The 24,789-nt window shown below is 59.1% G+C and carries 30 protein-coding genes; 20 read left to right on the top strand and 10 right to left on the bottom strand.

All coding sequences use genetic code 11. From position 1 onward, the window contains the following. Positions 1 to 520: 520 nt before the first annotated feature. The 4 genes from RBT76_13885 to RBT76_13870 form a co-directional block, all read right to left on the bottom strand. Positions 521 to 1,288: an SDR family NAD(P)-dependent oxidoreductase gene (locus RBT76_13885; protein MDX9858878.1), complete on the bottom strand. Its 768-nt coding sequence runs from the start codon at positions 1,286 to 1,288 to the stop codon at positions 521 to 523. 148 nt (positions 1,289 to 1,436) lie between these two features. Next, entirely contained in the window at positions 1,437 to 1,982 is a 546-nt protein-coding gene (locus RBT76_13880; protein MDX9858877.1) for a hypothetical protein, read from the bottom strand. Further along, positions 1,957 to 3,558 carry an SPFH domain-containing protein gene (locus tag RBT76_13875; GenBank protein MDX9858876.1) on the bottom strand — a complete coding sequence of 534 codons (1,602 nt, stop codon included), beginning with the start codon at positions 3,556 to 3,558 and terminating at the stop codon, positions 1,957 to 1,959. The genes RBT76_13880 and RBT76_13875 overlap by 26 nt, the downstream gene beginning before the upstream one ends. Before the next feature lie 39 nt (positions 3,559 to 3,597). Then, positions 3,598 to 4,113 carry an NfeD family protein gene (locus RBT76_13870; GenBank protein ID MDX9858875.1) on the bottom strand — a complete coding sequence of 172 codons (516 nt, stop codon included), beginning with the start codon at positions 4,111 to 4,113 and terminating at the stop codon, positions 3,598 to 3,600. A gap of 434 nt (positions 4,114 to 4,547) precedes the next feature. Between RBT76_13870 and RBT76_13865 the strand changes: the two genes are divergently transcribed. From RBT76_13865 to RBT76_13775, 19 genes are all read left to right on the top strand, one after another. Further along, positions 4,548 to 4,691, top strand: coding sequence for a hypothetical protein (locus RBT76_13865; GenBank protein MDX9858874.1), 144 nt, complete (start codon positions 4,548 to 4,550; stop codon positions 4,689 to 4,691). A gap of 109 nt (positions 4,692 to 4,800) precedes the next feature. Continuing rightward, positions 4,801 to 5,703 carry a peptidoglycan DD-metalloendopeptidase family protein gene (locus RBT76_13860; protein MDX9858873.1) on the top strand — a complete coding sequence of 301 codons (903 nt, stop codon included), beginning with the start codon at positions 4,801 to 4,803 and terminating at the stop codon, positions 5,701 to 5,703. Between the two features lie 171 nt (positions 5,704 to 5,874). Then, positions 5,875 to 6,510, top strand: coding sequence for a sigma-70 family RNA polymerase sigma factor (locus RBT76_13855; GenBank protein MDX9858872.1), 636 nt, complete (start codon positions 5,875 to 5,877; stop codon positions 6,508 to 6,510). Between the two features lie 8 nt (positions 6,511 to 6,518). Then, positions 6,519 to 8,771 carry a heavy metal translocating P-type ATPase gene (locus tag RBT76_13850; GenBank protein ID MDX9858871.1) on the top strand — a complete coding sequence of 751 codons (2,253 nt, stop codon included), beginning with the start codon at positions 6,519 to 6,521 and terminating at the stop codon, positions 8,769 to 8,771. A 102-nt stretch (positions 8,772 to 8,873) separates the two neighbouring features. After that, entirely contained in the window at positions 8,874 to 9,632 is a 759-nt protein-coding gene (locus RBT76_13845) for a HAMP domain-containing sensor histidine kinase (GenBank protein ID MDX9858870.1), read from the top strand. A 3-nt stretch (positions 9,633 to 9,635) separates the two neighbouring features. Continuing rightward, the gene (locus RBT76_13840; GenBank protein MDX9858869.1) at positions 9,636 to 10,583 is read left to right on the top strand and encodes a chemotaxis protein; all 948 of its coding nucleotides are present in this window, start codon (positions 9,636 to 9,638) and stop codon (positions 10,581 to 10,583) included. 147 nt (positions 10,584 to 10,730) lie between these two features. Beyond that, positions 10,731 to 11,708: a HAMP domain-containing sensor histidine kinase gene (locus RBT76_13835; protein MDX9858868.1), complete on the top strand. Its 978-nt coding sequence runs from the start codon at positions 10,731 to 10,733 to the stop codon at positions 11,706 to 11,708. Next, a complete protein-coding gene (locus RBT76_13830; GenBank protein ID MDX9858867.1) occupies positions 11,705 to 12,400 on the top strand; it encodes a response regulator transcription factor in 696 nt (231 codons plus the stop codon). The genes RBT76_13835 and RBT76_13830 overlap by 4 nt, the downstream gene beginning before the upstream one ends. 252 nt (positions 12,401 to 12,652) lie before the next feature. Beyond that, positions 12,653 to 13,009: a GYD domain-containing protein gene (locus RBT76_13825; GenBank protein ID MDX9858866.1), complete on the top strand. Its 357-nt coding sequence runs from the start codon at positions 12,653 to 12,655 to the stop codon at positions 13,007 to 13,009. Between the two features lie 35 nt (positions 13,010 to 13,044). After that, on the top strand, positions 13,045 to 13,629 hold the full coding sequence (gene pth, locus RBT76_13820) for an aminoacyl-tRNA hydrolase (GenBank protein MDX9858865.1): 585 nt from the start codon (positions 13,045 to 13,047) through the stop codon (positions 13,627 to 13,629). Between the two features lie 53 nt (positions 13,630 to 13,682). Beyond that, positions 13,683 to 14,249, top strand: coding sequence for a 30S ribosomal protein S6 (rpsF, locus tag RBT76_13815; protein MDX9858864.1), 567 nt, complete (start codon positions 13,683 to 13,685; stop codon positions 14,247 to 14,249). 55 nt (positions 14,250 to 14,304) lie between these two features. After that, positions 14,305 to 14,541 carry a 30S ribosomal protein S18 gene (gene rpsR, locus RBT76_13810; GenBank protein MDX9858863.1) on the top strand — a complete coding sequence of 79 codons (237 nt, stop codon included), beginning with the start codon at positions 14,305 to 14,307 and terminating at the stop codon, positions 14,539 to 14,541. 13 nt (positions 14,542 to 14,554) lie between these two features. Next, positions 14,555 to 15,520 carry a DUF2232 domain-containing protein gene (locus tag RBT76_13805; GenBank protein MDX9858862.1) on the top strand — a complete coding sequence of 322 codons (966 nt, stop codon included), beginning with the start codon at positions 14,555 to 14,557 and terminating at the stop codon, positions 15,518 to 15,520. A 53-nt stretch (positions 15,521 to 15,573) separates the two neighbouring features. Then, entirely contained in the window at positions 15,574 to 16,026 is a 453-nt protein-coding gene (gene rplI / locus RBT76_13800; protein MDX9858861.1) for a 50S ribosomal protein L9, read from the top strand. A gap of 31 nt (positions 16,027 to 16,057) precedes the next feature. Continuing rightward, complete coding sequence (locus RBT76_13795) at positions 16,058 to 16,558, top strand: bifunctional nuclease family protein (GenBank protein ID MDX9858860.1); 501 nt, start codon at positions 16,058 to 16,060, stop codon at positions 16,556 to 16,558. Positions 16,559 to 16,563: 5 nt separating this feature from the next. Continuing rightward, positions 16,564 to 18,357, top strand: coding sequence for a penicillin-binding protein activator (locus tag RBT76_13790; GenBank protein ID MDX9858859.1), 1,794 nt, complete (start codon positions 16,564 to 16,566; stop codon positions 18,355 to 18,357). Positions 18,358 to 18,439: 82 nt separating this feature from the next. Then, the gene (locus tag RBT76_13785) at positions 18,440 to 18,658 is read left to right on the top strand and encodes a hypothetical protein (protein MDX9858858.1); all 219 of its coding nucleotides are present in this window, start codon (positions 18,440 to 18,442) and stop codon (positions 18,656 to 18,658) included. A 3-nt stretch (positions 18,659 to 18,661) separates the two neighbouring features. Further along, positions 18,662 to 19,183 (top strand): hypothetical protein, encoded by a 522-nt coding sequence (locus tag RBT76_13780; GenBank protein MDX9858857.1) that lies wholly within the window; start codon positions 18,662 to 18,664, stop codon positions 19,181 to 19,183. Next, positions 19,180 to 19,686 (top strand): hypothetical protein, encoded by a 507-nt coding sequence (locus RBT76_13775; GenBank protein ID MDX9858856.1) that lies wholly within the window; start codon positions 19,180 to 19,182, stop codon positions 19,684 to 19,686. Before RBT76_13780 ends, RBT76_13775 begins: the two co-directional genes overlap by 4 nt. 95 nt (positions 19,687 to 19,781) lie before the next feature. On the opposite strand, the gene gyrB is transcribed toward RBT76_13775, so the two are convergent. After that, positions 19,782 to 21,725: a DNA topoisomerase (ATP-hydrolyzing) subunit B gene (gyrB, locus tag RBT76_13770; GenBank protein ID MDX9858855.1), complete on the bottom strand. Its 1,944-nt coding sequence runs from the start codon at positions 21,723 to 21,725 to the stop codon at positions 19,782 to 19,784. Further along, on the bottom strand, positions 21,706 to 21,981 hold the full coding sequence (locus tag RBT76_13765; protein ID MDX9858854.1) for a DUF721 domain-containing protein: 276 nt from the start codon (positions 21,979 to 21,981) through the stop codon (positions 21,706 to 21,708). Before RBT76_13765 ends, gyrB begins: the two co-directional genes overlap by 20 nt. Between RBT76_13765 and RBT76_13760 the strand changes: the two genes are divergently transcribed. Continuing rightward, positions 21,974 to 22,204 (top strand): hypothetical protein, encoded by a 231-nt coding sequence (locus RBT76_13760; protein ID MDX9858853.1) that lies wholly within the window; start codon positions 21,974 to 21,976, stop codon positions 22,202 to 22,204. The genes RBT76_13765 and RBT76_13760 overlap by 8 nt on opposite strands. 148 nt (positions 22,205 to 22,352) lie before the next feature. Here RBT76_13760 and RBT76_13755 read toward each other — a convergent pair whose 3' ends face one another. From RBT76_13755 to RBT76_13740, 4 genes are all read right to left on the bottom strand, one after another. Further along, on the bottom strand, positions 22,353 to 23,030 hold the full coding sequence (locus RBT76_13755; protein ID MDX9858852.1) for a head GIN domain-containing protein: 678 nt from the start codon (positions 23,028 to 23,030) through the stop codon (positions 22,353 to 22,355). 96 nt (positions 23,031 to 23,126) lie between these two features. Further along, positions 23,127 to 23,576 carry a hypothetical protein gene (locus tag RBT76_13750; protein MDX9858851.1) on the bottom strand — a complete coding sequence of 150 codons (450 nt, stop codon included), beginning with the start codon at positions 23,574 to 23,576 and terminating at the stop codon, positions 23,127 to 23,129. Between the two features lie 231 nt (positions 23,577 to 23,807). Continuing rightward, positions 23,808 to 24,143: a hypothetical protein gene (locus RBT76_13745; GenBank protein ID MDX9858850.1), complete on the bottom strand. Its 336-nt coding sequence runs from the start codon at positions 24,141 to 24,143 to the stop codon at positions 23,808 to 23,810. Further along, the gene (locus tag RBT76_13740; protein MDX9858849.1) at positions 24,136 to 24,363 is read right to left on the bottom strand and encodes a hypothetical protein; all 228 of its coding nucleotides are present in this window, start codon (positions 24,361 to 24,363) and stop codon (positions 24,136 to 24,138) included. Before RBT76_13740 ends, RBT76_13745 begins: the two co-directional genes overlap by 8 nt. Between the last annotated feature and the right edge of the window lie 426 nt (positions 24,364 to 24,789).

Raw genomic sequence — 24,789 nt, 5'->3', positions numbered from 1 at the left:
AAACGGTGCTGACACCCACCCTTCAGATCGGCCATCACGCGATTAGTAGGTCAGCTCCGTTTGCACGTCCACTGCCCCGGCAATCCAAACCGCCCTCTCTCGCAAACGGTGCTGACACCCACCCTTCAGATCGGCCATCACGCGATTAGTAGGTCAGCTCCGTTTGCATGTCCACTGTCCCGACAATCCAAACCGCCCTCTCCCGCAAACGGTGCCGACTCTCCACCCTCACCCAATTTCCCTACAGCTTCGCTGGAAAAAACGGCGCAGCCCCCCTTAGTAGACAGAGGAGTCAGTAGCAATGCCGACGATGCGACCGAAAATCAACCGATATTCATCACGCTGCGACACCTCAACAATCACGCAGCCGGCGAGATACATCCCCCCAATGAAAGAGAAAGAAAAGTGGGGCCCACTAAAAATGACAAAACAAAGCCATTTCGTCGTAACTTGCTCACGGACAAACTTGTACAGCGACTTTTTCGTTTGTCGCGTATATCGCCCGGCGGTGCCTGATAACTTACTTGCCGACCCGCTTGTCCAATACCATCGAATGCGCCTGCGCGGTCGGCATAATCACGATCTCCTGCACCTGTACGTGTGGCGGGCGCGAGGCCACCCACACGACAGCGTCGGCAATGTCATCGCCGGTCAGCGGCGTGTATCCCTGGTACGTCTGCTTCGCGCGTTCGGTCTGGCCGCGGAAGCGTACGAGCGAAAACTCGGTTTCGACAAGGCCGGGATCGACCGTCGACACCCGCACCGGGGTGTCTACCAGATCAATCGTCATCCCCTGCGTCAGGGCGTTGACCGCGAATTTGGTCGCGCAGTAGACGTTGCCGTTGGGGTAGACCCAGTGCCCGGCGATCGAACCAATATTGATCACGTGCCCGCGTCCGCGCTTGACCATGCCGGGAATGACCGCGCGACTGACATGGAGCAGTCCCTTGATGTTGGTGTCGATCATCTCGTTCCAGTCGGTGAGATCGCCCTCGTGCAGTTTCGACAATCCCCGCGCCAGTCCCGCATTGTTTACGAGAATATCGATCTCCCGCCATTCGTCCGGCAACGTATCGATCGCCGTTTTCACCGCACCCGCATCACGGACATCAAGCGCGATCGCATGCGTGTCGCCTGCCATCCGCCCGGCGAGCTTTTCCAGTCGTTCGCGCCGACGTGCGGAGATAATCACCCGCGCTCCCTCGCGGGAAAACCGAAGGGCCGATGCTTCGCCGATCCCCGACGATGCTCCCGTGACCAGGACGATTTTGTCCTTGAGAAGACTCATGTGCTGACCTCGTGTTGCAGAAGGTACGTAGCAAAGTACGACCCGCAAGAGAACATGTCAAACCCCTCGACCCCGGCAATCCCAGTCGATAAAAAAGCCCCGACCGGAAGGTCGGGGCATGCTTTGCCGGGACATTATCCGCGAACGACTATGTCTCTTCCACGAATCGCACCTGCTCGCCGTGCAACTCCGCCCAGAATCTCCGGATCCGGGTGCCGACGAAATCCTGGAGCAGGAGCTTGGCCGCGTGACCGAGATCGTGTCGAGCCCGGACGCCCGGTTCGAGATGCGGGTGGTCGGTCTGAGCCGTACGATACCAGATGCAGTCTTCGTGATTGATAATGACGACTTCCGGTACTTTGATGACCGTCATCGCGAATTTGATCTGTTGCCACAGGACCTTGAAGTTCTTGGGCAGGACGATCTGGTTGCCGAATGCGTGTATGCCGCCGCCGATCACGATCGGCATGTACGTGCCGTACCCCAGCTCTTCTTTCACGAACCGACGGAAGGGCGTCTGAAACCGCGGATCGGCACAGTGAATTACGAGCGCCTGAGTCGGCGGGCGATCGATGTAGTACATCGGGCGTCCGTCAACCGCGCTGACGTCGGTCGGCACCTGTCCGCCGTCAGGCTCTTTCTGTTTACCGCCGGGAGGCCCGTCGAACCTATTTGCGTCGGTGTTTCGCTTCATCGCTTGTCGTCTCCTCGGTAGTGGCGAGCGGCTCGGTGGATTCCGGTTTGATCCCAAGCTTCCCAATCAGTTCGGATACGTCAATACCGACCGCCTTCGCCTGCTCCATCAACTGCAACAGCATGAGGGGGCCGGTCTTGGTAAACCGGTTCAGCGCGCCCTGGTTATCGCCGCTTCCGCCGGCATCGACGACGACCAGCTTATCAATGTTACCCATGGGGGCGGCGATCGATCCAAAGACGGTGCCGAGCGAGGCGATCGTCTGCGGCAGCACCTTCAGCACCTCGAGCGTGATGGCCGCCTGGTTGAACTGCTGGTATGCCTTGGCGAGCTCCGAGACCGAAACGGCCCTGGCAAGGCCCTGCCGTTCGATAACGTCGGCCTCGGCGAGACCCGTGGCACGAAGCGCTTCGGCCTCACCGGACCCCTCGGCCGAACGCTTGTGCTGTTCGGCGTCGGCCCGCGCGATTGTCGCATACTTGTCGCCGTCCGCCCGGGATATCTGGGAGACTTTGTACCCCTCGGCTTCCTTCACCTGGGCGTCCGCCTTCGCCTTGGCGGGCACCACGATTACGGCCTCCTGCGATTTCTGCTCGCGCATGATGTTTTGTTGTTCGACGCTGATCTGGGCGCGCGATCGCTCTTCTTCGATCTTGACTTCCGCCACGACGACCTTCTGCATTTCGGTCGCCGTCGTCAGCGGCCCGACCTGGGCGGTCACCGCGCTCTCGCGGGCAATCTCGGCCTGATACACCTGTTTGGCGACCTCGGTGTTCTTGCGCGCCTCGGCCTTGAGCCGCTCGTTTTCCATCGCCACCACTTCGGCGTCCCGCTCCGCGTCGGTCGACCGCTTTTTCGCCTCCGACAGCGCCTCGGCCTCCCCGACCGTGGCGTCGCGCTTTACCTCGGCCGTCCGCTTTTTGCCAAGGGCCTCGATATAGCCCTGCTCGTCGGTAATCGACTGCGGGTTGAAAACGTCGATCTGCATCCCCAGCCGCGCCAGGTCTTCACCGGCCTCGCGAAGCACCTGCTGCCGGAACGCATCGCGGTCGCGGATCAACTGGTCGACCGTCAGCGTGCCGGTTACCCCACGAAGGTTGGCTTCCAGCGTTTCGCGGGCCACCGCCTGCACGTGCTCGTTGGGCATGCCCAGGAAACGCGAGCCCGCCGCCAAAAGCGACTGCGCGTCGTCTTTGAACCGTATATTTGCCACTGCCTCGACCGTGACCAGCACGCCGTCGGTGTTTGGCATGTTCTCGACCCGGATCTGCGGCAGAGAGATCTCGGTCAAGTCCAGGAACTGCACATCCTCGATGATCGGCTTGCGAATCCGCCCGCCGCCGGTCACTACAACGGTGCCCGGAGGAAGTACCGTTACTCCCGGACCGCCCGGCTCAGCCTCGACTTGCACTCGCTGGGTATGCTTTCGGCCGCTTCGTGCTCCATAGAAAAAGGCCGCCTTGTTCGGGGGAACCCGAACGTAGAAGACGGACAGCGCCCGGATCAGTACAAACAGCGCGACCACCGCCGCCAGTCCGATAATCGGCCAGGTCAAATATTCGACGAGATTCTCCATGCCCATACCCTCCACAAGATGACTCTATGTTCTTGGTACTTACTGCTCAGGTGAGACGGTGACAACGTTGCCGGACTTCGACTTGATCCGCACGGGTGCGTTGCGGGCAATCGGTTTGCCCGTCGCCGAGCGCGCCAGAAACGTGAATTCCCGACCCCCGATAACGCACGCCACCTGCCCGTAGTCGCTCGCGGAGATGGCGTCGATTACGTTGGCCTGCCGGCCGATTATGTCTGCGTCGTCGACGATCGAAGTAGCCTGGCTCGCGTAGAACGCCCGCAGAATGAAATAGCCGATTATGCCCATGACCAGCGCCCCGCCTATGCCGGCCATCGACGACTGAAACATGGTCATCTCCGTGGTCGCCTGACAGCCAAAACCAACCGCCCCGAATCCGATCGCCAACAGAGCGAGGAGACGGAAGCTGAAAATCGATGGTCCATGACCGATATCCCCGTGATCAAAATCGACATGGGTATCGGCATCTCCCCCGAAGATGAGACTGATCAGCAGGACGGCGAATCCCGCTCCAAAGATGGTAGCAAAGATTACCACAGGTAAGCGACTCCCTCCACAGCACGGTTTTAATGAGTCTACTACCTCAAGAGTAGAATATTCGCCCGCCCGTGTCGATAAGATTTATTTCGCGCCGGTCCGTCTGGGCCGATTTCAGCGGGGCCGAAATGTTCAAACAGTGAACATCGCCCCCAATCCCTGCACAGTGTGCCGCCGACACTTATGGGAAACAGCACATAACCTGCGCACTCGTCTGCCAACTACCGCCGAATCGGCAGCCGCCTGTTCTGCGCAACGTATTGATTGACAATAAAATACGCCAAGAATCCCAATCCTCGGTGCGCCCCGGAGCATGGCATGTTTTTCGCAGGGCAGGGTGGAGTCACGTAAACAATTCCACTGTTCCACCCGATATTGTAGGAAACGGTCAGTCCGTACTTCCGGGTGGACAGCTCGCCCTGGAGGAACCGGACATGACGAAAAAGCGAGAGAAAAAGACAGCATCGATGCCCAAGAAGACGTACTGGCATCTGTACAGTCTTCAGAATGTGCAGACGGAGAAACTGGTGGTCATTATTAACAAGATTCTTCGCAGTGAGTACCAGTTGATCAAGTAGGCACTTTATTCTTGACTCAGGCGAACGAGGAACATAGCTTCGATGGAATTCCGGGGAGGGGCCTCATCGGGAGAGTCCGGAAAACCTTGCTATCGTGAAATACGCAACTATGCTGAAGAATAGACTGACATTTCTGTTGATTCCGGATTCGCAAAGCGAATCCCGCCAGTTGTCAATCCGCTGGTGGGTCATTTACGCTTCTGCGGGCCTCCTTGTCCTGTTGGTTATTACGAGCTTTTTCTTTGCTGGACAATATGTTACCGACCAGGTCGAGCAGACCGAGCTGGCCCGACTTCGGACAGAGAACCAGCGCCTGACCGAGAAATACGAACAGATCCGATGGGATCTTTCCGAGGCGAATGCCCGATACCAGGACCTGGTGCAGAAAGAAATCGCCATCCGAACCATGTTCGACCTGCCGGAAATCAATATCGAAGAGCGGCAGTTGGGTACCGGTGGTCCCGGATCCCAGAAATATGCCACTATGTCACAGGGTGAAAAGCTGGCGTACCGGACCGAGGTCGAGGTGGACCGCCTGCTCCGACTTTCAGAGTTTGAGATAGAGAAATACGGCGAAGTCGAGCAAGAACTTAGCTCGCTCAAGGACCGTCTTGAACATACCCCGTCGATTTGGCCTACCAAAGGCTGGCTCTCCCGCGGTTACGGCATGAAGTACGATCCATTTACGGGCTACAAGCAAATGCACCGTGGGATCGATGTCGCAAATCGGACCGGCACCGTCATTATCGCCCCCGCGGCCGGCGTCGTGAAGTCGGTCGGAAAGGCCGGCGGGCTGGGCAAAATGATCGTAATCGACCACGGTTATGGATTCGTGACCCGCTACGGGCACCTCTCACAGATCATAGTGCAGCGGGGCCAGAAGGTTATGCGCGGAGACGAAATCGCCATGATGGGCAATTCCGGCTATTCGACCGGGCCACACCTGCATTATGAGGTCTGGCGCAATGGCAAGGCGCTCGACCCGCGGGAGTTCATCCTCAACGATATGTAAACAACCCCGCCCGCAAAAACCCCAGCCTCCCAGCGAGGCTTTTTTTACGCCTGCTCCACAATCCTGTGCACCGGCTCCTCAATATCGCTCGAGATACTGTCACCGGTAATACTATAAGGAACTTAATTATATTAGTACTGTTTATAAGGAAACGGAAAGGCGGTGAGTGTCATGGATGCACAGAAGGTCTTTCGGGGCGAGGTCGCCACGACCGTGGACGACGCCGACGACGCGCGGGTCCGTGAGTTGATCGCGAGATACCGTGAGGGCGATAATCTGGCATTCTCCGAGCTGGTGCGGCGTTATCGCAGCCAGGTCGCCTCGCTGGCCTATCGTATCGTCAGCGACTATGACGAAGCCGCCGATATCGCGCAGGACGTCTTCGTCAAAATGTCACGCAACATGTGGCGTTTTGACGAACGCCGGAAATTCTACACCTGGCTGTACCGCATCACCGTCAACGCGTCGATAGACTACCTGCGCAAACACAATCGCCACCGTCACGAACCCCTGGAAAACTTCCACGAGGTCCTCGAAGCCGTACGGTCGGCGGCCCCCGACCAGACCTACCGTCGCCGACAGGTCAAGCGCTACATCTCCGAACTCGCCGGCACCCTGAGCGACAAGCAACGCTCCGCGTTTGTTCTGCGGGACATCGAGGGCTGTCGCGTGGACGACGTGGCGACCATCATGAACATGCCGGAGGCAACCGTTCGCTGGTACCTGCACCGCGCGCGGGCCAAACTCCGCCGCGAACTGCGCCGCCGCTGCCCGCATCTCCTTTCGGCCATGGGGATCGCTCTGTAGCCGGAGTCATGAATTCTATTTTTGACACGGCTGTTGGACCGCCTATATTCCACGATATGTCGGCCTCCAGCGAACTCAATCTGAAAATCGAGGGAATGCACTGCGCGAGCTGTGTAAGTTCGATCGAGAAAGGCGTGCAGTCTCTCGACGGCGTGGCGGCGTGCCGTGTCAATCTCGCCACCAACTCGGCAGTGGTGAGTATCGACGAAGGCAAGCTGGATCGGAAACTGGTCATACGCAGAATCGAAGAGCTCGGATTCAAGGCGACCGTCGGCCGTCCGGATATCCTGACGGCCAACCAGCAGGAGACAAAGGCGGCACGCGAGGCGTTCCTGACTGCCGCAATAGTGACCGTTCCGCTCATGGTGGTCGCTATGCTGCCTATGGCGCTGCACCGACCAATCATCGGACCATTGGCCGACGGTTTGGTGCAGGCCGTCATTGCCGCGTTTGTCGTTTTCTACTGCGGCCGGAGCATACTGCACGATGCGCTTGTCCAGGTCAGACATATTCGCGCCAACATGAATACGCTCATCGCGCTCGGCACGCTCACGGCGTTCGGATGGAGTCTCTATGCGCTCGTGTTAATCGCTCGCGGCAAGACCGAACCTCTGTATTTTGAGTCGGCCGGGATGATCGTCACGCTGATCCTGCTCGGTCGCTTTCTCGAAGCCCGGGCCAAGGGGAAGGCCGGTGAAGCGATCCGCGCACTCTGGGCGCTGCGGCCGTCAAAAACCACCGCGATCATCAACAACGTTGAAATTGAAATCGACTCCGATTCCGTTCGCGAAGGTATGATTGTTCTCGTGCGGCCCGGGGAACGACTTCCTGCCGACGGTCAGGTGCTCGAAGGCAAACCGGTGCTGGACGAGTCTATGGTGACGGGGGAATCTACACCGATAGAGCGCAGTCCCGGCGACGGCGTGATCGGCGGTTCTCTCAACGGTAACCACCCGTTCAAGATGAAGGTGACGGCGGCCGGCGAACACAGCTATCTCGCAACCATCGTCCGACTCGTCTCCGAGGCGCAGTCAGCAAAGGCCCCCGTGCAGCGGCTCGCCGACAAGGTGGCGGGCATCTTTGTCCCGATCGTGCTCGGCCTTGCCCTGATTACGCTGGTGGCCTGGTACCTCCTGGCGCCGGACAGTCCCCTGATGATCAGGTCGACAATCGCGGTGCTGATTATTGCATGCCCCTGTGCGCTCGGCCTCGCGACTCCGACTGCGGTCCTCGCGGGCACCGGTCGTGCTGCACGCGCCGGCGTGGTTATCCGGGGCGGCGATGTGCTCGAAAAGGTCCGTCACGTCGATACCGTGATCTTCGACAAGACCGGCACCCTGACCCAGGGGGAACTCGAAGTTGTCTCCGTCAAGTCGTTCGGCCAGATCGCCGAGCAGAGTCTCACGCGTATCGTCGGGGCGCTGGAAGGGCAGTCCGAACATCCGGTCGCCAGAGCGATCGCGCGGTACATGAAACTCCAGCAGGTCGATCCCGCAGTGGTGAAAAACATCGAGGCCAAGCCCGGCTTCGGCCTGACCGGCGAGTGTGACGGTCGTCGCCTCCTCGTGGGAAGTCGCTTCCTTATGGAGTCCGAAAATGTCAGCTTCGGCCAGTCCCTGATGCAGGGCGAACGGGAAATGGACCAGGGACGAACTGTTGTCTACGCCGCCCTCGACGGGCAGGTCGTCGGCTTCTTCGCCCTCACGGACCGGGTCAGACCGGATGCCCGCGACATCGTTGCCCATCTCAAGAAACAGGGCATACGAGTCACCATGCTCTCCGGCGACAATCGCCGCACAGCCGAGGGGATTGCCCGTTCACTCGGGCTCGAGCACTACGAGGCCGAGATTCGTCCCGAACAGAAGAAAATGATGGTGGAATCGTACCGGAAGGTCGGATTTTCGGTGGCGATGGTTGGCGATGGTATCAACGACGCTCCGGCGCTGGCTGCTGCCGATGTCGGTATTGCCCTGGGCGCCGGAACCGATATCGCCGCGGAAGCTTCTGATGTGGTCCTTGTCCGAACGCGGCTGATGGACCTGCGCAAGTTGTTTGATATTTCCGTTGCGAGCATGCGTGTTATAAAACAAAACCTGTTCTGGGCGTTTTTCTACAATGTCGTCGCCATCCCCATCGCCGCCGGTGCGCTCTACCCGATAACCGGTCTGACACTGTCTCCCATGATTGCGGCGGCTGCCATGAGCCTCTCCTCGGTATTTGTCGTCTCCAATTCGCTTCGCCTCTCCCGCCTCGAACTGTAATCTTTCCCGAACCCGCGGCGGTTCCAGCTTCCGGCTTGAGGAATCGCCACTTCACGCCGATATGTCTCTATAACGGCTCGAGGATGAAATCCGGGTACTTTCATGACAACCGTGTCTGAACAACGATTGATAGAAACACTTCCGGACGAAGCGGCCCTTCATCAGGAGGCCGACCGCTGGCTGGAGATGTTCTCGATATTCATTCATGACATCGAATCCCCGCTCGCGTCCGTCAAATACCTGCTCAAGATGCTCGAAAGCGGCTCGTATGACCCGAAGAACGAACGTCATGTCCGAATCGTCAGATCGAGCCGAGTGGCTGTAGAACGCGCCGAGTCGATTCTGTACGACATCATGGCCGTCGCGCGGGCCGGCAAAGCCGGTATACCGCTTGAATTGACGAATCTGGTTCCCGACGCCGTCATCCGCGAAGCGATCGAACTTGCGCAGGGATCAGCGGCCGAACATCGAATCGAACTCACGTATCGAAACAACGCAGGCGACATCGCGGTCAAGGCCGACCCGAAGTTGCTCAAGCGAGCGGTCGATAACCTGATCTACAACGGCATTCGCCATACGCCCGCCGGCGGAACGGTCGCCGTATACACGGAGCCTGCCGAGGCGAGCATGTTCATTCACGTCAAGGACTCGGGTCCGGGGCTTGGAGATATCGACCCGGCCGTGCTGTTCGAGAAATACGGCCAGCTCCATGCCCGCGCACAGGGACAACACCGTGGCGTAGGACTCGGCCTGTACTTCTGCAAGCTCGCTGCCACCGGGATGGGGGGGACCGTGCTTGCCGACGATCACCCGAAAGGTGGCGCGGTCTTCTCGCTCAAACTTCCGAAAGCCGAGGGTTAGCCCATGAAACTGGATGCCGAATCATACTTGAAGAGCGGATCAAACGAACTGCGCGTGCTGGAATACCGCACCGGCGGGCAGTCGTTCGGGGTGAATATTCTCAAGGTCAATAAGATCGTCAATGATCTGACCCATTTGATTCGCGTCCCCGAGGCCCACAGCGCCGTGTGCGGCGTGTTTCGAGACATGAATCGTCTCGTCCCGGTGATCGACCTCGCCGGTTTCCTCGGTCTGGCCAACGAGAAATCGGATAAACAAAAAGTGATCGTGACGGAGTTTTTCGGACTCCTGACGGGTTTTCTCATTGACCGCGTCGACTGGATTCACCACTTCCAGTGGCAGGATGTGATCGATACAGAGAAAGTATTCTCCAATATCGATCATCGCTACGTCATAGGAATCGTCAAGCCGACCGAAGAACGTATGGTGCTGCTGCTCGACTATGAGACGATCCTTCTTGACCTCTGTCCGCATCTTCGGTCCGGGCAGTCGCGGTCCATAACCGCGCACGAAGACTTTACGGGCAAACGCGTATTGATCGCGGAAGACTCGCCTTCGGTCCGGGCGATGCTGGTCAACGAAATGAGCGACCTTGGATTCGAGGTCGTGGATACCTGCGACGGCACCGAAGCGTGGGCCGCGTTCGAGAGAGCCCCGTTTGACCTCGTTATTTCCGACGTCGAGATGCCGCAGATGGATGGCCTCGCCCTGACGCTGCGGATTCGCCAGTCGGAACAACCCGCCACCCCGGTTATCGTCTATTCGTCGATCGGCGACGTCGGCATGAAGGCCCGGGCGCAGTTCCTGAAGGCCGATGCCCATATAACCAAGCTGAATCTCGATCGGCTCATCGATACGGCCAACAGGCTCATTCGCGGCGAGAGGCCCGATGCGGTCGAAGCGGAGTCTTCGCCGGCGGTTACCGCCTGCGAGACTATTCCCGTCGAGTAACCCCGCGTATTCATACACATCCTCGGGTAGATCGCCCCCTGTCCGCGGCCTGTCATCGGTCGCGCAGGGGGCATTCTGCGCACGGCATTTGCGTTGGCTCGCCGTATGTATTACTCTTGTACCGGATAGCGAGAACGAGAAGGAATCGTGACCCCCAGGTTATCAAGCCGGACGGCATTCGTGCTCTTCATCGTCCTGGTCGTCGTTGCCTTCGCCCAGGCCGTGTGGTGGATTGTCTTTATGGCGATGCTGGTCGATGAAAAGGTCGATATCGCCCGCGATCTGGGTGCGCCCGCCGACATCGTTCAAACGATCCACGAACAGGAAGTGCGTCGGCAGATCATGGTCGGCCTCGAAGGGTGCTTTTTCCTGATATTGCTGCTGGTCGGTGCGTGGCTCATTTACCGCTCGCTGGTGAAAGCGGAGCAGTTGAAGTCCCACCAGGAGAACTTCATTATGGCCGTCACGCACGAACTGAAAACGCCGCTCGCATCGATGCTGGTGTCACTGGACTCGCTGGCGTCGCCGCGTATCGCCGACGACCGCAAGCGAGAGCTCATCCCGCGTATGAAAGAGGACGTGCGGCGGCTGGAACGTATTGTCAACAACGTGCTTGAAGCGGGACGGCTCGGCCGATCGCAGGAGGCCCTGCATCGGGAGGTTACCGATCTCTCATCGCTGGTGGAGAAGCTGATCGCGCGTGTGAGCACTGTCTCGACCCGCCTTCCGCTCACGGTGGACAAGAACATCGAGCCGGGGGTCGTGGTCATGGCCGATCCGCAGGAATTGTCGCGGGCCGTTGAGGCCGTACTCGAGAACTCGCTGAAATATCACGACGAGAAGGTCATACATATAGCCGTTTCGCTCAGTCGCGAAGGCGGGCACGCTGTGCTGTCCATATCAGACCGGGGGATCGGTCTGACCCGACAGGATTGTGAGGCGGTCTTCGAGCGCTTCTACCGGGTCGGCAACGAACTGACACGGCGATCGTCCGGCACCGGACTCGGGCTGTACCTGGCCAGAGAAGTGATCCGGGCGCACAAAGGGACGATCACTGCCCACTCCGACGGAGTCGGAACGGGTACGACCTTCAAAATCATGCTGAAGGCGGGAGTTGAAGCATGAAGACAATACTGCTGGCAGAAGATGACACCAATCTGGCCCACGGGCTGGTGCTGCACCTCGAGGCCGAGGGCTACCAGGTAGCCCATGTCGACAACGGCAACGAAGTGTTGTCGGTCTTCCGTGATGGCATGTTCGACCTTGTGCTGTTGGACATCATGCTGCCCGGTACCGACGGTTTGTCGATCTGTCGGCAGATTCGAAACGATGGTTCAACCGTTCCGGTACTGTTTCTGACCGCTCGTGATCAAAGCGATCAGAAAGTCGAGGGGCTGATCGCCGGCGGGGACGATTACATAACCAAGCCGTTCGACATGGCCGAGTTGCTGGCGCGTATCCAGGGCATATTCCGACGCCAGGCGTGGCTGATGGCGGGAGATTCTACCTCGGAGACATTCGAGTTTGACGGCCGCTCGCTGAACTACAAAACGTTCGAGGCCGTCGGTCCGGGAGGATCCGTACGACTCACCCACAAGGAGTGCATGGTCGCAAAGTACCTCGTCGAGCGCGAGGGAGAGGTCGTCAGCCGCGATCAACTGCTCGATGCGGTTTGGGGCTATCACACCTATCCCACGAACCGGACCGTCGATAATTTCATCCTGAAACTTCGCAAGATCTTCGAAAACGATCCCGCCAACCCGGTCCACTTTGAGACGATCCGAGGGGTGGGATATCGTTTCACACGGGGCGGCTGATCGGCGCACAGTCAGGACCGCTGTTGTCTCATCCGAGGACTGCCGAATTGACCTGACAAAAGCGACCGAATGTGTTATTTTCCTTATGAGTGACGCCTGTTCGTCGCGCCGCTATCGATGATTCCGGCGGCATCAATGGATGGGGTGCCGTCGTTGCCGATAGATAATCATTTGAATCGACCCTCGCCTCACCGCCGAGCCAGCCGCACGCACGCCTCGCTGATCAGTCATCCATGGGTCGGGAGGAGTGTAATGAAGACGTTCATACTGATGTCGAGCGTTAACCCTCACCTGCCCTCACCGGTCGGCGTAGCGACCGCGATGCGCGACTGCGCGACGACATCGAGGGGCTGGGTTGACCGTGCCAAGCAACTGGTGCCTGAGGCCGAGTTTGTGGCCCACTTTGCACTTCTCGGCAGTTATGATTTCATGGATATTTATCATGCGCCCGACGAGGAGACCGCCGCCAAGGTGGCCTGGATCTGCTGTGCCGACGGCACGTTCAAGGTCGAGAGCTGGACGGCGATACCCGAGTCCCGCATGAAAGAACTGGCGTCGCAACTGGCGAATTCTATCGAACAGAACGAACAGCGAAAAGCGACTCCCTAAGCCGTTTGGATTCTGATACACGAGTACCGACCTTTATGACCTCGATCATTGTGGGACTGGGCAACGCAGGCGATCGTTATGTCGGTACCCGTCACAATGTTGGCTTCGAAATAGTCGGCCTCGTTGCACGAGAACTGAACGCCCGTGAACAACCTGCAGAGCGGCTCTACTGTTGGGCCACGGCCGATTCCGAGCACGGGCGGCTCGTGCTGGCGTGGCCGACCACCTTCATGAACCGTTCCGGGTTTGCCGTCTCCGACATCCTGCAGCGATTTCCGGCTGCAGCGGATGAAATACTTGTGGTCACTGATGACTTCAACCTGCCGCTGGGCCGGATTCGAATTCGCCCCGGCGGGTCCGATGGAGGCCAGAAAGGGTTGCGGTCGGTTGCCCAAGCTATTGAAACAGAAGAATTTCCGCGTCTCCGGGTGGGTATCGGGCCGCTCCCGACAGATGCTGACCCGGTCCACTTCGTCTTAAGCGCCTTTACTCCTCCCGAGCTCGAGATCGTGCAGAAAACTGTTGCCGTTGCGGCAAAAGCGGTTATATTTGCGACTCGTCACCCGATCAGCGAGGTGATGGCACAATTTAATAACACAAACCCTGCTCTGCCGGAGTAAATGGTTCACGGCAGGGCCGTTTGATTACGATCAACGACCGAAGGGAGGCCTTAGTGCACCGCATTTACGAAACGACGTTTATCGTCAATCCCCAAACTGACAACGCTTCGATCGACCAGAGCGTGCGCGCTGTCGCCGATCTGATCACCACCAACGGCGGAAAAATCATCAAGGCGGACCACATGGGTACCCGCCGACTCGCGTATGAGATCCAGGGGCTGACCCAGGGCTACTACGCCACCTTCATCTTCGAGTCCGAGGCCAAAGTCCTGCCGATTCTCGAGCGTCATTTCAAACTCGAAGACGCGTATATCCGCCACCTGCTCATCCGCTTCGACGGAGATCCGCGCTGGCTCGAGGAGAATCCGCAGGATATGGCTGAGAGAGTTGCTCCTGCCCCGATGCCGACCACGACCGGCTCCGGCCGCCGTCCTGAATTCGATGGCGGCGGCGAGCGTCGCCCCGAGATGGGCCGGCGCGAGTCGCGCCCGATGGGTGACCGCGGCCAGCGGGATTCGGCCGATGACGCCGGCGTCTCGCCTCGCGGCTCCGGCACTGCCGCACCGTCGAGACCGTCTGAGGAACGGAAGGACCGGCTGACCGAAGGCGACGAGCTGTAGGAGCCGCGCGATCACGTTCACCGAACAATCTGACTGAATAACATAGGGTATCAGCATGGCATTTTTCGCCGGCAAGAAACGCAAGAAAGTATGCCGCTTCAAAGAGAACGGCATCAGGTTCATTGACTACAAGGACGAGCGCCTGCTGCGCCGGTTTATCACGGAGCGCGGTAAGATCGTCCCGCGCCGCATCACCGGTACGTGTGCGCCGATGCAGCGCAAGCTGACGACCGCAATCAAGCGCGCCCGACATCTGGCGATTCTGCCTTTTGTGAGTGAGTCGTACCGATAAGGAGCAACGCGGCGTGTCCGACCGTGTCCCGCATGGGACCGGAATAGCCCTGCTGACTGCCGGCGTGCTGCCGCTATACGCGGGGATCCGCTTCGGCAGTGAGGCTCTCGGAGCCCCGGCGGCGATCATGCTTCTCGCCGCACTCGGATACCTTCTCGCGATGATTGTGTACCGGGTGCTGGCACGGATGACATTCGATGATCGCCTGTGGATGGTGGCAGTCGCGTCAGCGGCGTCGTTTGCTATCGCCGTCGTACTCTCGAGGCAGAGCAGCGTCTGGATGATTGCCGTGGAGCTGGCCGTCCCCGTGCTCTCGTCGGTGGCAGTCGGCTTGGCGGCGCGGCGCGCAGTACGATTCCGCAGTGCGTACGTGCTCGGACTGATCGTGTTGATTGGTTGTTTACTGGTCCGTTACTGGAACGAATGGCCGTCGATGATACGGGATCTGACATACATGACCGATGAGGTGATCGCGCACGACGGCGAGGGCGCTCTCGATGCCGCCGGGCTCGCATCCGTGCCGTTCGGCCGAGGTTACCTGCGAATGATGCACCGGGTGGTGCCGTTTGTTCCGGGACTGCTGACCATGAGTACAGTAGTGCAATTCTCGGTTGGTGCGCTGTGGTTCTTCTACGGGGTGGCCCGGCGCTCGGTCAGTTCTGCGGTGACGCTGTCGTTCACGCGATGGAAAATGCCGCGACCGGTTGTCCTGGTGTTGCTCGCGGCGGCCCTCGTTCATCTGGTCGGTTCCGCGGGACCCCGGCTGATCGCCGATAACGTCCTGCTCGGGCTGCTGATATTCTATTCGGTGACCGGATTCGCCGCTCTTGAATATGTATTTCAGGCCCGGCGTGCGCCGATCTGGATTCGGATTGTAGTGTATATAGTAATAGCGCTCACGCACTTATACGGACTCGCGGCGATCGCCCTGGTGGGTGTGATTGACTCGCTGTTTGGCTGGCGCGTGGACGCACGGTAAAAAACAAAGTATCGGTTTCGAAACAATGTTCGTCTCCTTATATTGAGGTCGTTATGAAGGTCATACTCCGCGAAGACATTCCCCGCCTCGGAAAAGTCGGCCAGACGGTCGAGGTGAAGGGCGGCTACGGCAGGAATTTCCTGCTGCCGCGTAATCTGGCTGTTCCGGCCACCAAGGCCAATCTGCAGGCAATCTCCGAGATCGAAAAACAGCATGAGATCCGCGAGAAAAAGCGCCGTCGCAGCGCTGAAAAGGTCAAGGACCACATCGAGAAACTGTCGCTGTCGGTCGAGGTTCTCGTGGGCGAGGAAGAGAAGTTGTTCGGATCGGTGACCAATGCCGACATCACTCGCCTGCTCGAAGAGCAGGGCGTGCAGGTCGACAAGCGTATGATCCAGCTCGATGAGCCGATCAAGGCGCTCGGCGTATACACGGTGCCGGTGAAGGTCGAAAAGGAAGTCGTCGCCAATCTGAAGCTGTTTGTGGTGAAAAAGCCGCAGGCGTAACGTACGTAGCAACCCAATCGCAAGGGCCCGTATGAAAATGCTGGAAGCCAAAATTGAGGGCCTGGCGCTGGATATGACCACCAACACACCGGTGGTGGTTCTGTCGCCTCTGGACATCGACAAGGTGCTTCCGATCTGGATCGGCCATGCCGAGGCGTGGGCTATCGCAATGGAGCTGTCGAACGTCGGCTCCAACCGCCCCATGACGCACGATCTGCTGAAACGCGTGATCGACACCCTCGGCGCCACCGTCGAGAAGGTGGAAATCACCGAATTGAAAGAGCAGACGTTTTACGCCCTGATCCATCTCGACATCGGCAACGGCGCGGAGAAGGTGATCGACGCACGACCGTCGGACTCGCTTGCGCTTGCGCTCAAAACCCAGGCGCGTATCTATGTCAACGAGGAGCTCTTTAATCAGCGCCCCGATGACTCGTCGGGGCAGGCCCCCGATATGCCGACCGATCCGGAATCGCTGCGCGAGCGCCTTCGCAGAATCAATCCCGAAGATTTCGGGAAATACTCGCTGTAGGTACGGTGATACGCATTCCAGTCATGCTCATTGCCGTTGTCGCGATGTGCGCGGCGCTCGTCTCCGCGGACACGATCGACGACACCCCGGAGGCCGTCTCGTCCTACGCGAAAGGCAAGCGCCTCATGCGCGAGGGCGACTTCCTCGAAGCCTCGCGCGTCTTCGAACAACTGGCCGGTCGCTTTCCGCAGTCTCCCAATCTTGATCTGTTCTTGTTTCATAGAGCCAAGGCCGACTATCACTTCGGCGACCTGGCCAAGGCCGAAGCCGGTTTCTCGAACTACTCGGCGCGATTCCCCGGCTCACCACTCGCACCGTATGCGACCTTCTTTCAGGCTAACATCGACTACATGCGCGGCCTTGTCGACCGCGCCGTGGAGGACTATATCGCCGCCTATGCCGCGTCCGGCGACCCGCGCCTGTCCGATCTCATCGTGTCTTCGCTGACGGCTGCCGTGATCAACGCCCGGTCCGTCGCGCTCTCTCCCGCCGACTTTCGGTCGGTCCCGGCCGATCGTCGGTGTCCCCTTATGCTGGCCGTCGCGGACGCCCTCGTCACACGCGATGAATCCGAATCAGCGAAGAGGCTTCGAGCCGAATGCGGACAGGCGGCCTCATCGGTCCCCGGTGCGACCGGTTCGCCGATGACCGCACTCGATATCGCCGTGGTTTTGCCGCTGTCGGGAGAGTTGGAATCGTTCGGACAGGAACTGTACAATGGCGCCATAATCGCCGCCGAGCAGTTCCGTCAGGAAACCGGCCGGTCTCTGAATCTCGCGTTGTACGATACCGAAGGCGATCCGATTACGGCCGCGCGCATCGTGCGCGAACTCGCCGCCGGTGCGACCGACCTGATCATCGGTCCGCTCACGAGCGAAGAAAGCGCCGTGGCGTCGGCCACCCTCGCCTGTGATGCGGTACCTCTGATTGCACCCGCCGCAACGCAGGCCGGGCTCACCCGGCTCTCCGAGTCGGCCTTTCAGTTGTCACCGAACGTAGAGCTGCAGGGTGTCCGCATGGCGGAATATGCCCGGTACAACCTGGCGGCGGATTCGGCAGCCGTCATCACCTCGACCGATTACGAGCACCTGCGGATGGCCCGCGCTTTTTCCGACCGCTTCACGGAACTGGGCGGTACGCTCGTGGCTATCGAATACTATCGCGCGCGCGAAAAGGACTTCGGACCGTACGTTCGCGACGTCAAGCGTCTGCTGGTTGGTGATCCCGCCGACTCCACTTATTATATCGATCCGGCTTCGGGCGACACGCTCGATCTTGACGTGATACCGGCCCACATCGATTGCCTGTTTCTGCCGGGCTCGCCGGGCCAGCTTCGACTCCTGCTGCCCCAAATTCTGTTCTACAATCTGAATGCGGCTCTGCTGGGTTCCGACGGTTGGGGCGACGAAAGCGTGTATCGGCTCGACGAACGGATCACCCGTCGGGCGGTATTCCCGTCCCCGTTTCTCGAGGGCGACCGCTCGGAGGAGTTCGTGCGATTCGCCGCCGCCTATGACGCCCGGTTCGGCGGGACGCCCGGACGGCTCTCGCGACTCGGTTACGACGCCGTTTCACTCGCGACACGGGCTGCGCGCGACGGCGCCGCCACGCGGGAAGGATTGATTCGACAAATCGCCGCGACCGCCGACTGGCATGGTGCAGCCGGACCAATTTCGTTCGGACACTCCCGTGAAAACACGGCCCTGCCCATTTACCGCATCACCGACGGCGCTGCGGAGTATATCGGCCTTGCTGGCGATCTCATCGCGCCGACCGAACCCGTGACAGAAAAGCCGTAGCGGCGGCCCGATATGACCCGCATCGGCCGGACGGGTTCGACCTGCTGAAAACACGACACTTGCGATAACCGGAGAATCGAACATGGGCAGCGACAGAGTCGCCATCAAAATGGTCATCAACGGCAAGGAGCGCGACGTTACGTACGAAGAACTTGCCTTGTCCAATAACCTCGCACAGGAAGCGCTCGTCCGGCTTCTGATCGAAAAGAAGTTGTTCGCCCCGAACGAATTGCTCGACATGATGGAGCGTGTGAAAAAAGAGCGGTACCGCCAGGCGGATTCCGGTGCTGCCGAGGGATGATCGATGACCGATCAGGAGCGACGCGATTCCCGACAGACCGAAATGTCGCTGAATGCCGAGCCGCAGGCGCCGCCGTCCGAAAGCACCCCGGGAGAAACTCTCGAATGGGTGTCACATCCGGTGAAGCGCAAGCCGCTCGTGTCGGCGGCCGTCACCGTCTTCATCCTTGCCTGCTGCTTTATCACCTATATTTCCACCAACTCCACCTGGTTCGCCGGCCTGGCGCTGGCCATCTTGTTCGGTTCACTGGCCAAATTCTATTTCCCGACCCGGTATCGGCTCTCCTCGACCGGCGTCACCGTCAGGACCACCACCCAGACGCTTAACAAGGACTGGTCGATCTACCGGAGCTTTTATCCCGATCGCAACGGCGTTCTGCTCTCGCCGTTCGTCGAACCGTCGCGACTCGAAAACTTCCGCGGCCTCTACCTGATTTTCAATAACAACGCCGACGACGTGGTTGCCTTTGTCCGTCGTCACGTCCACACCGAGTCCTCTGCTCCCGACAATGGAGTGTCGGCATGAATATTTTCGGGCGATCCATGCAGCTGCCCGACCCCGAGAAGAACCCGCTTCCCGACGAGCAGGAGGCGGTGCTTGACAAGGTCGCCTTCCAGGTGGTCAAACGCGGCATGACCGTTCCAGCCATCGTGTTCCTCGAGTCGATCAAGCCCCTGAATTATATCGGCTCGCAGGCAATGGTGTTTTTTGAGCCGATCGTTCAGACCGTATTCAACTGGCGTGATTACGACGCTCTGCGCCTGGTCCTGGAACGCCGCGAATCAATAGAGATTCTCATTCAGAAAGTCGAGGCCGAAGACGCGGTCTTCCTCAAACGCGAACGGGCCATTAAGAAGTACTACAAGGAACAGAAGAAGTCGTGGAAGTGGTACCAGCGGTGGTTTGGCATTCGGGCGCCCCGTGTCGAGCTTCCCGATGAGATCAAAAACATGCCGACCCGTCCGGAATCGGTCCTCAAGCGCCAGCAGAATGAAAAGAGCGGACCCACCGAATCACCCGCCTCCTGAGTCCGAGCACCGTGGCGATCCACGGCAAAAAGAAACCTCCCGTCCGAAGACCGCAGTCCCCGGCAGGGAGGTTATGACTCGTCTCTGAGAATTGACTATATATCGAGGTTCCGGACGTACTTGGCGTTTTCCTGTATGAACACGCGTCGCGGTTCGATCTCCGTCCCCATGAGCGTCGTGAACAGGTGATCGGCCTCGGCGCCGTCGTCCAGTGTTACCTGCAGCAGCGTGCGGGTCTCCGGATCCATCGTCGTCCGCCAGAGCTGCTCCGGATTCATTTCGCCGAGTCCCTTGAAGCGCTGAATGCTCACGCCCGTCGACGGCATTTTCTTCAGCAGCCGCTCTTTCTCCTCATCCGAGTACACGAAATGCTCCTGCTTGCCGTGCCGTATGCGATACAGCGGCGGCTGGGCAATATAGATATGCCCCCGGTCGATCAACTCGCGCATGTGGCGGAAGAAAAACGTCAACACGAGCGTCCGAATATGTGAGCCGTCGATGTCGGCGTCGGTCATGATGACGACTTTGTGGTAACGCACCTTGTCCGCATCGAAATCATCCTTGATGCCGGTGCCCAGCGCGGTGATCATCGCCGTCACTTCCGTATTGGACAGGATCTTGTCGATTCGGGCTTTTTCGACATTCAAAATCTTGCCTTTCAGGGGCAGGATGGCCTGGAATCGACGATCGCGACCCTGTTTCGCCGAGCCGCCGGCCGAGTCGCCCTCGACGATATATATCTCGCACAACTCCGGATCGCGAGAGGAGCAGTCGGCAAGTTTGCCGGGCAGCGACGCGCTGTCCAGCGCCGTCTTGCGGCGGGTCAGTTCCTTGGCTTTGCGGGCCGCTTCGCGTGCGGTCGCCGCCTGGACCAGCTTCTCGACGATCTTTCGGGCAACCGGCGGGTTCTCGTCGAAATACTCGCCCAGTACCTCGTTGGTGATCGATTCCACCACCCCGCGCACCTCGGAGTTGCCCAGCTTCGTCTTCGTCTGCCCTTCAAACTGCGGGTCGCGGACCTTCACCGAAATCACCGCGGTCAATCCTTCCCGGGAGTCGTCGCCGACAAAGGTGAAGTTTTCCTTTTTCAGCAGCTTGTTCTTCGATGCATAGGAGTTGATCGTGCGCGTTAGCGCCGTGCGAAATCCGGTGACGTGCGTGCCGCCCTCGATCGTATTGATGTTGTTGACGTAGGAATACAGCGATTCGATATAGCCGTCGTTGTACTGGATCGCGATCTCGACTTCGACGTCCTCGCGCGACTTCGTGATATAAATGGGCTTCTTGAAAATCGAGTTCTTGTTTTCGTTGAGGTACTCGACAAACGACGCCAGCCCGCCCTTGTACACGAACTCCTCTTCGCGGCCATCGCGATTGTCCTTCAACTGGATTCGCAACCCGGCATTGAGGAAAGCAAGCTCGCGGAGGCGCGACGCGATAATGGAATAGCGGAACTGGGTCGTGGTGAATATCTCGCTGTCCGGGAAGAAACACGTTTTGGTACCGGTCTTCTTGCGTGACCCGGTCTTCTTCGCCGGCCCGGTCGCGATCCCCCGGCGGTATTCCTGACGCCACAGCTCGCCGTCACGCGCAACCTCCACCCAGCACCATTCCGATAGCGCATTCACGACGGAGACGCCGACACCATGCAGGCCGCCGGACACCTTGTAGCTCTCATGCGTGAATTTGCCGCCGGCATGCAGCGTCGTCATGACCACTTCGAGCGCCGATACCCTCATTTCGGGGTGCTCCTCGACCGGAATGCCACGGCCGTTATCGGTCACGGTGACGGAGCCGTCCGTGCCGATCTCCACGATGATAAGATCGCAGAAACCCGCCATGGCCTCGTCGACCGAGTTGTCGACCACCTCGTAAACCATATGATGAAGGCCGCGCTGCGAGATATCGCCGATATACATCGCGGGGCGCCGGCGAACCGCTTCGAGCCCCTTGAGTACCTGGATAGAGTCGGCCTCGTAGCCGCCGTTCTCGGAATTTCTCTTCTTCTTGTTGTTGACGTCAGCCGTTCCTGAGGCCATCGGGATCGAGTCCTTTCTTTCCTCCCACCAGACGGATTTCCCTGATCGTGCGACCATAGGGGAGGCGGTGGATTTTGTGCAGTATCTCTTCTCGTTGCATGTGCAACTGCTGTCGCCAGACGTCCTTTTCGACACACACGAACAGAACGCCGTCGACCACACGGTCCGCAACAGCGCGCGCTGCGATGTCGGCGCCGACTATCTCCGGCCAGGCATCAATCACCCGGGCCGCTTCGTAGGAAGCCTTAATGCCCATCGACGACACCACCGAATTCATGACCGCCGAGATCTCAACCGGTCGCGATCGGTCGCGCGAAGAACGCGCCGCGTTGCTCGTGGCAGATGACTTTCTCAAGCGTATAAGATACCAGATTTACCCTCCTCCTGCAAGAAAAAAACTCTATTTAATTTATTGTGGAACAACCAGTTACGACGGTTTCGAAAGGTCTGTTTTTCAACAGATCAGCAGTCCCGTTTGACGTGTCAAACCGCAGGACTTTTGAGCCATCGACGTCATGAACGTGGACCACGAAAGTCACGAAAAAAACGTGCCGCGCCGACTTCGATTCGCCGGCAAAGCACGCTCATGCGTCTGGTAGAATCACGGCGGGACACGAAAGGCGCCCGTCAGCGTGCTTTGATACGACCCGAGCCCGACACGTTCACTGAAGTTTTCGCCGGATCACCGTAATAGAAAATATCGCCGCTGCCGCTGACAACTCCGTCGAAATCATCCGTCGCGTAGACAGCGATCTCTCCCGATCCCGACACGCGCGCGAACGCCGACTTCGCTTTCAGATTACGCGCGTCGATATCTCCCGAACCGGATATCGTCGCCTCGATCTCGCCTATCTCGCCTTCTGCCGTAATAGACCCGGATCCGGACAGGCGACATTCAAACAGTTCGCCGCTGAGACGTTCGACAGTTATGTCACCCGAGCCGCTCGAGGTAATCCGTTCCAGCGATGGTACCGTGATGGTGATCGTGCAGTCGCTGCGCGAGCGGAAGGATTTGCGCGAGTCGATGCGCAGCGTACCGCCGCGCACCTCGGTTTCGATGAGCTCGATGAGGTTGTCGTCGAACTCGATCTTCAATGTCGGTTCCGGGCCGACCGTCACGTGGATGTCGAACGCGCCCGCCGAATTGATCCGATCGAAATCCCCCACGTCACGGCTTTCCGTTACGATATCTCCCGAACCCTTGACGCCGTTGCCCCACGTGAACCAGTCGTCGGCCACAACCGAACCGATCGGCATCAAAACCGCGGCAAGCAACGGAAGTACCCAGCGCACTGTGCGTTTCATGAATCTCTCTCCCTGCTTCTGACGTGAACTGCGCTTGTGTTGTATCTGTCATACGAACGAAACAGGGGCGAGGTTGCGTTGCGGTGCCGACGATTGTCAGCGGCGAGTTACGTACTCAACCGACTTCAGTTTCTTGCGGTTGGGATGTCGGGGGGAGGGAATGAAGAAATCCGGTCCTTCACGGCGTCGCATGCGCACCGTGTAGTCCTGACAGCCCTGGCAGCGACGAATATTCCCCAAAGCGTCCTTCTTGATACGGCGGAATCGGCGATGGGTAGGAGCGTAAATCTGCTGATCGACCACCTCGTAGCCCTGTGACGGGTCGTCGTCATTCTTCCAGCGTACTCCTTTGGCCACCGTGATTCCGTCCTCCGCGTACAAGGTCGCGCCGGGACACTCTATCACCACGTAAGCCGTGTCATCATCGGCGTCGAGGAAGACCCGAAGTTCGGCAAGATCCTGCGCATTGCAGTGAGGGCAGAGGCTGATCGATCCGATCGTAACCAGTTCGCTCTGGCAGTTGACACAGTGTTTCGGCTCCGGCATCGGGCCTCCTTCGGCTCTCGGCCACGGCGTGTTTAGCGAGAATTGCTCCCCGCAGTGATCCGCGTAATTGTCTCTCTGGTGCCGTCAGCCCGTGCAAGCACGCTGCCGGAGGCGCAAAAGACCACGTATCCCTCCCTCAGGCAGGTGGTTACCGATCTCCGGGCACGATCATACATGGGCTGTTCCGTCGCGAACTGTGGGGATGATTCGCTATACTGAGTGGGACGCGGCCTATCCTTTGAAGAGCATCACCAGCGAGCAGATGGTCACCGTCACCGGCAGGGCGACCGCGAAGTTGAGCCCCATGAAGTACGAGGCCAGGCCCGCCAGCACCACCGACGGTACTACCAGGTACTTCAGTGCGTTGAATCCGATTTTGGCGAGACGGGAAAGAAGCACGATCACGATAACGCCGCCGGCGATATAAGCCGCGAGCAGGCCGTTCTGACCGAAATGGTCGACTATCCACTGCCGCGCCTGCCCGATCACCCCTTCGTATTCGTGCGCACGCGCGGCGGCTTTGTCGGCGAACTCCCTGACCTGAGCAATCAACTCTGCGTTAAACATTGTTGCCCTCTTCCAACGGCTCGATCGTCAGCGACGATTCGCCGACCCGCATCAATCCCTCCATGCGGGTCGTCAGAAAATTCTGGGTGGTGATCCAGCGGTGAGAGATTTCCAGTATCTCTTCCTGCGCCAGATCGTCGATCCAGTCGAGTACGAGCTGGTCGATTCGACGGTCTTCCACGACGACGTCATCCATGGTGAGCACAAACTTGACCTTCATTGTCACCCGTCCTCTAAGCAGTTTCGTCTTCGCTTTCCGACAGATGTGCAAGGGGAATGCCGTCGCCGGGGCGGCACCGGATGACTTGAGCTAAGGCGTTGTAAATCAGTATCTTATGCGGGAGATTGTGGGAGAAATGAGCAGCCGGGAAACCTTTTCCGTGGCGCCGGACAGCGCCGATTGGGGGGAGCCTCCCCCAGTATGTAGGCTAAGGAAATGCCCGGTGGCGGGTTACGACACCGGGCGATCGTTTTGCGCAGCGTTTGATCCGTTCGTGGTGAGTCTCGGAACGGATCTCCACCGGACACTCCCCGATACCTCAGGAACCGGCAACGCGGTCCCGAGAGCCACTCCGGACTGTTGCGACCACCCAAGCGCGCAGTGAACGGGCGGTGGATCAATCCCTGTTCGTCGGATAAGCGCCGA

It is taken from the genome of Candidatus Zixiibacteriota bacterium (assembly GCA_034003725.1).
GTDB lineage: Bacteria > Zixibacteria > MSB-5A5 > GN15 > FEB-12 > WJMS01.
The sequence above is the reverse complement of the archived record's forward strand: the minus strand, read 5'-3'. Positions and strand labels throughout refer to the sequence as shown.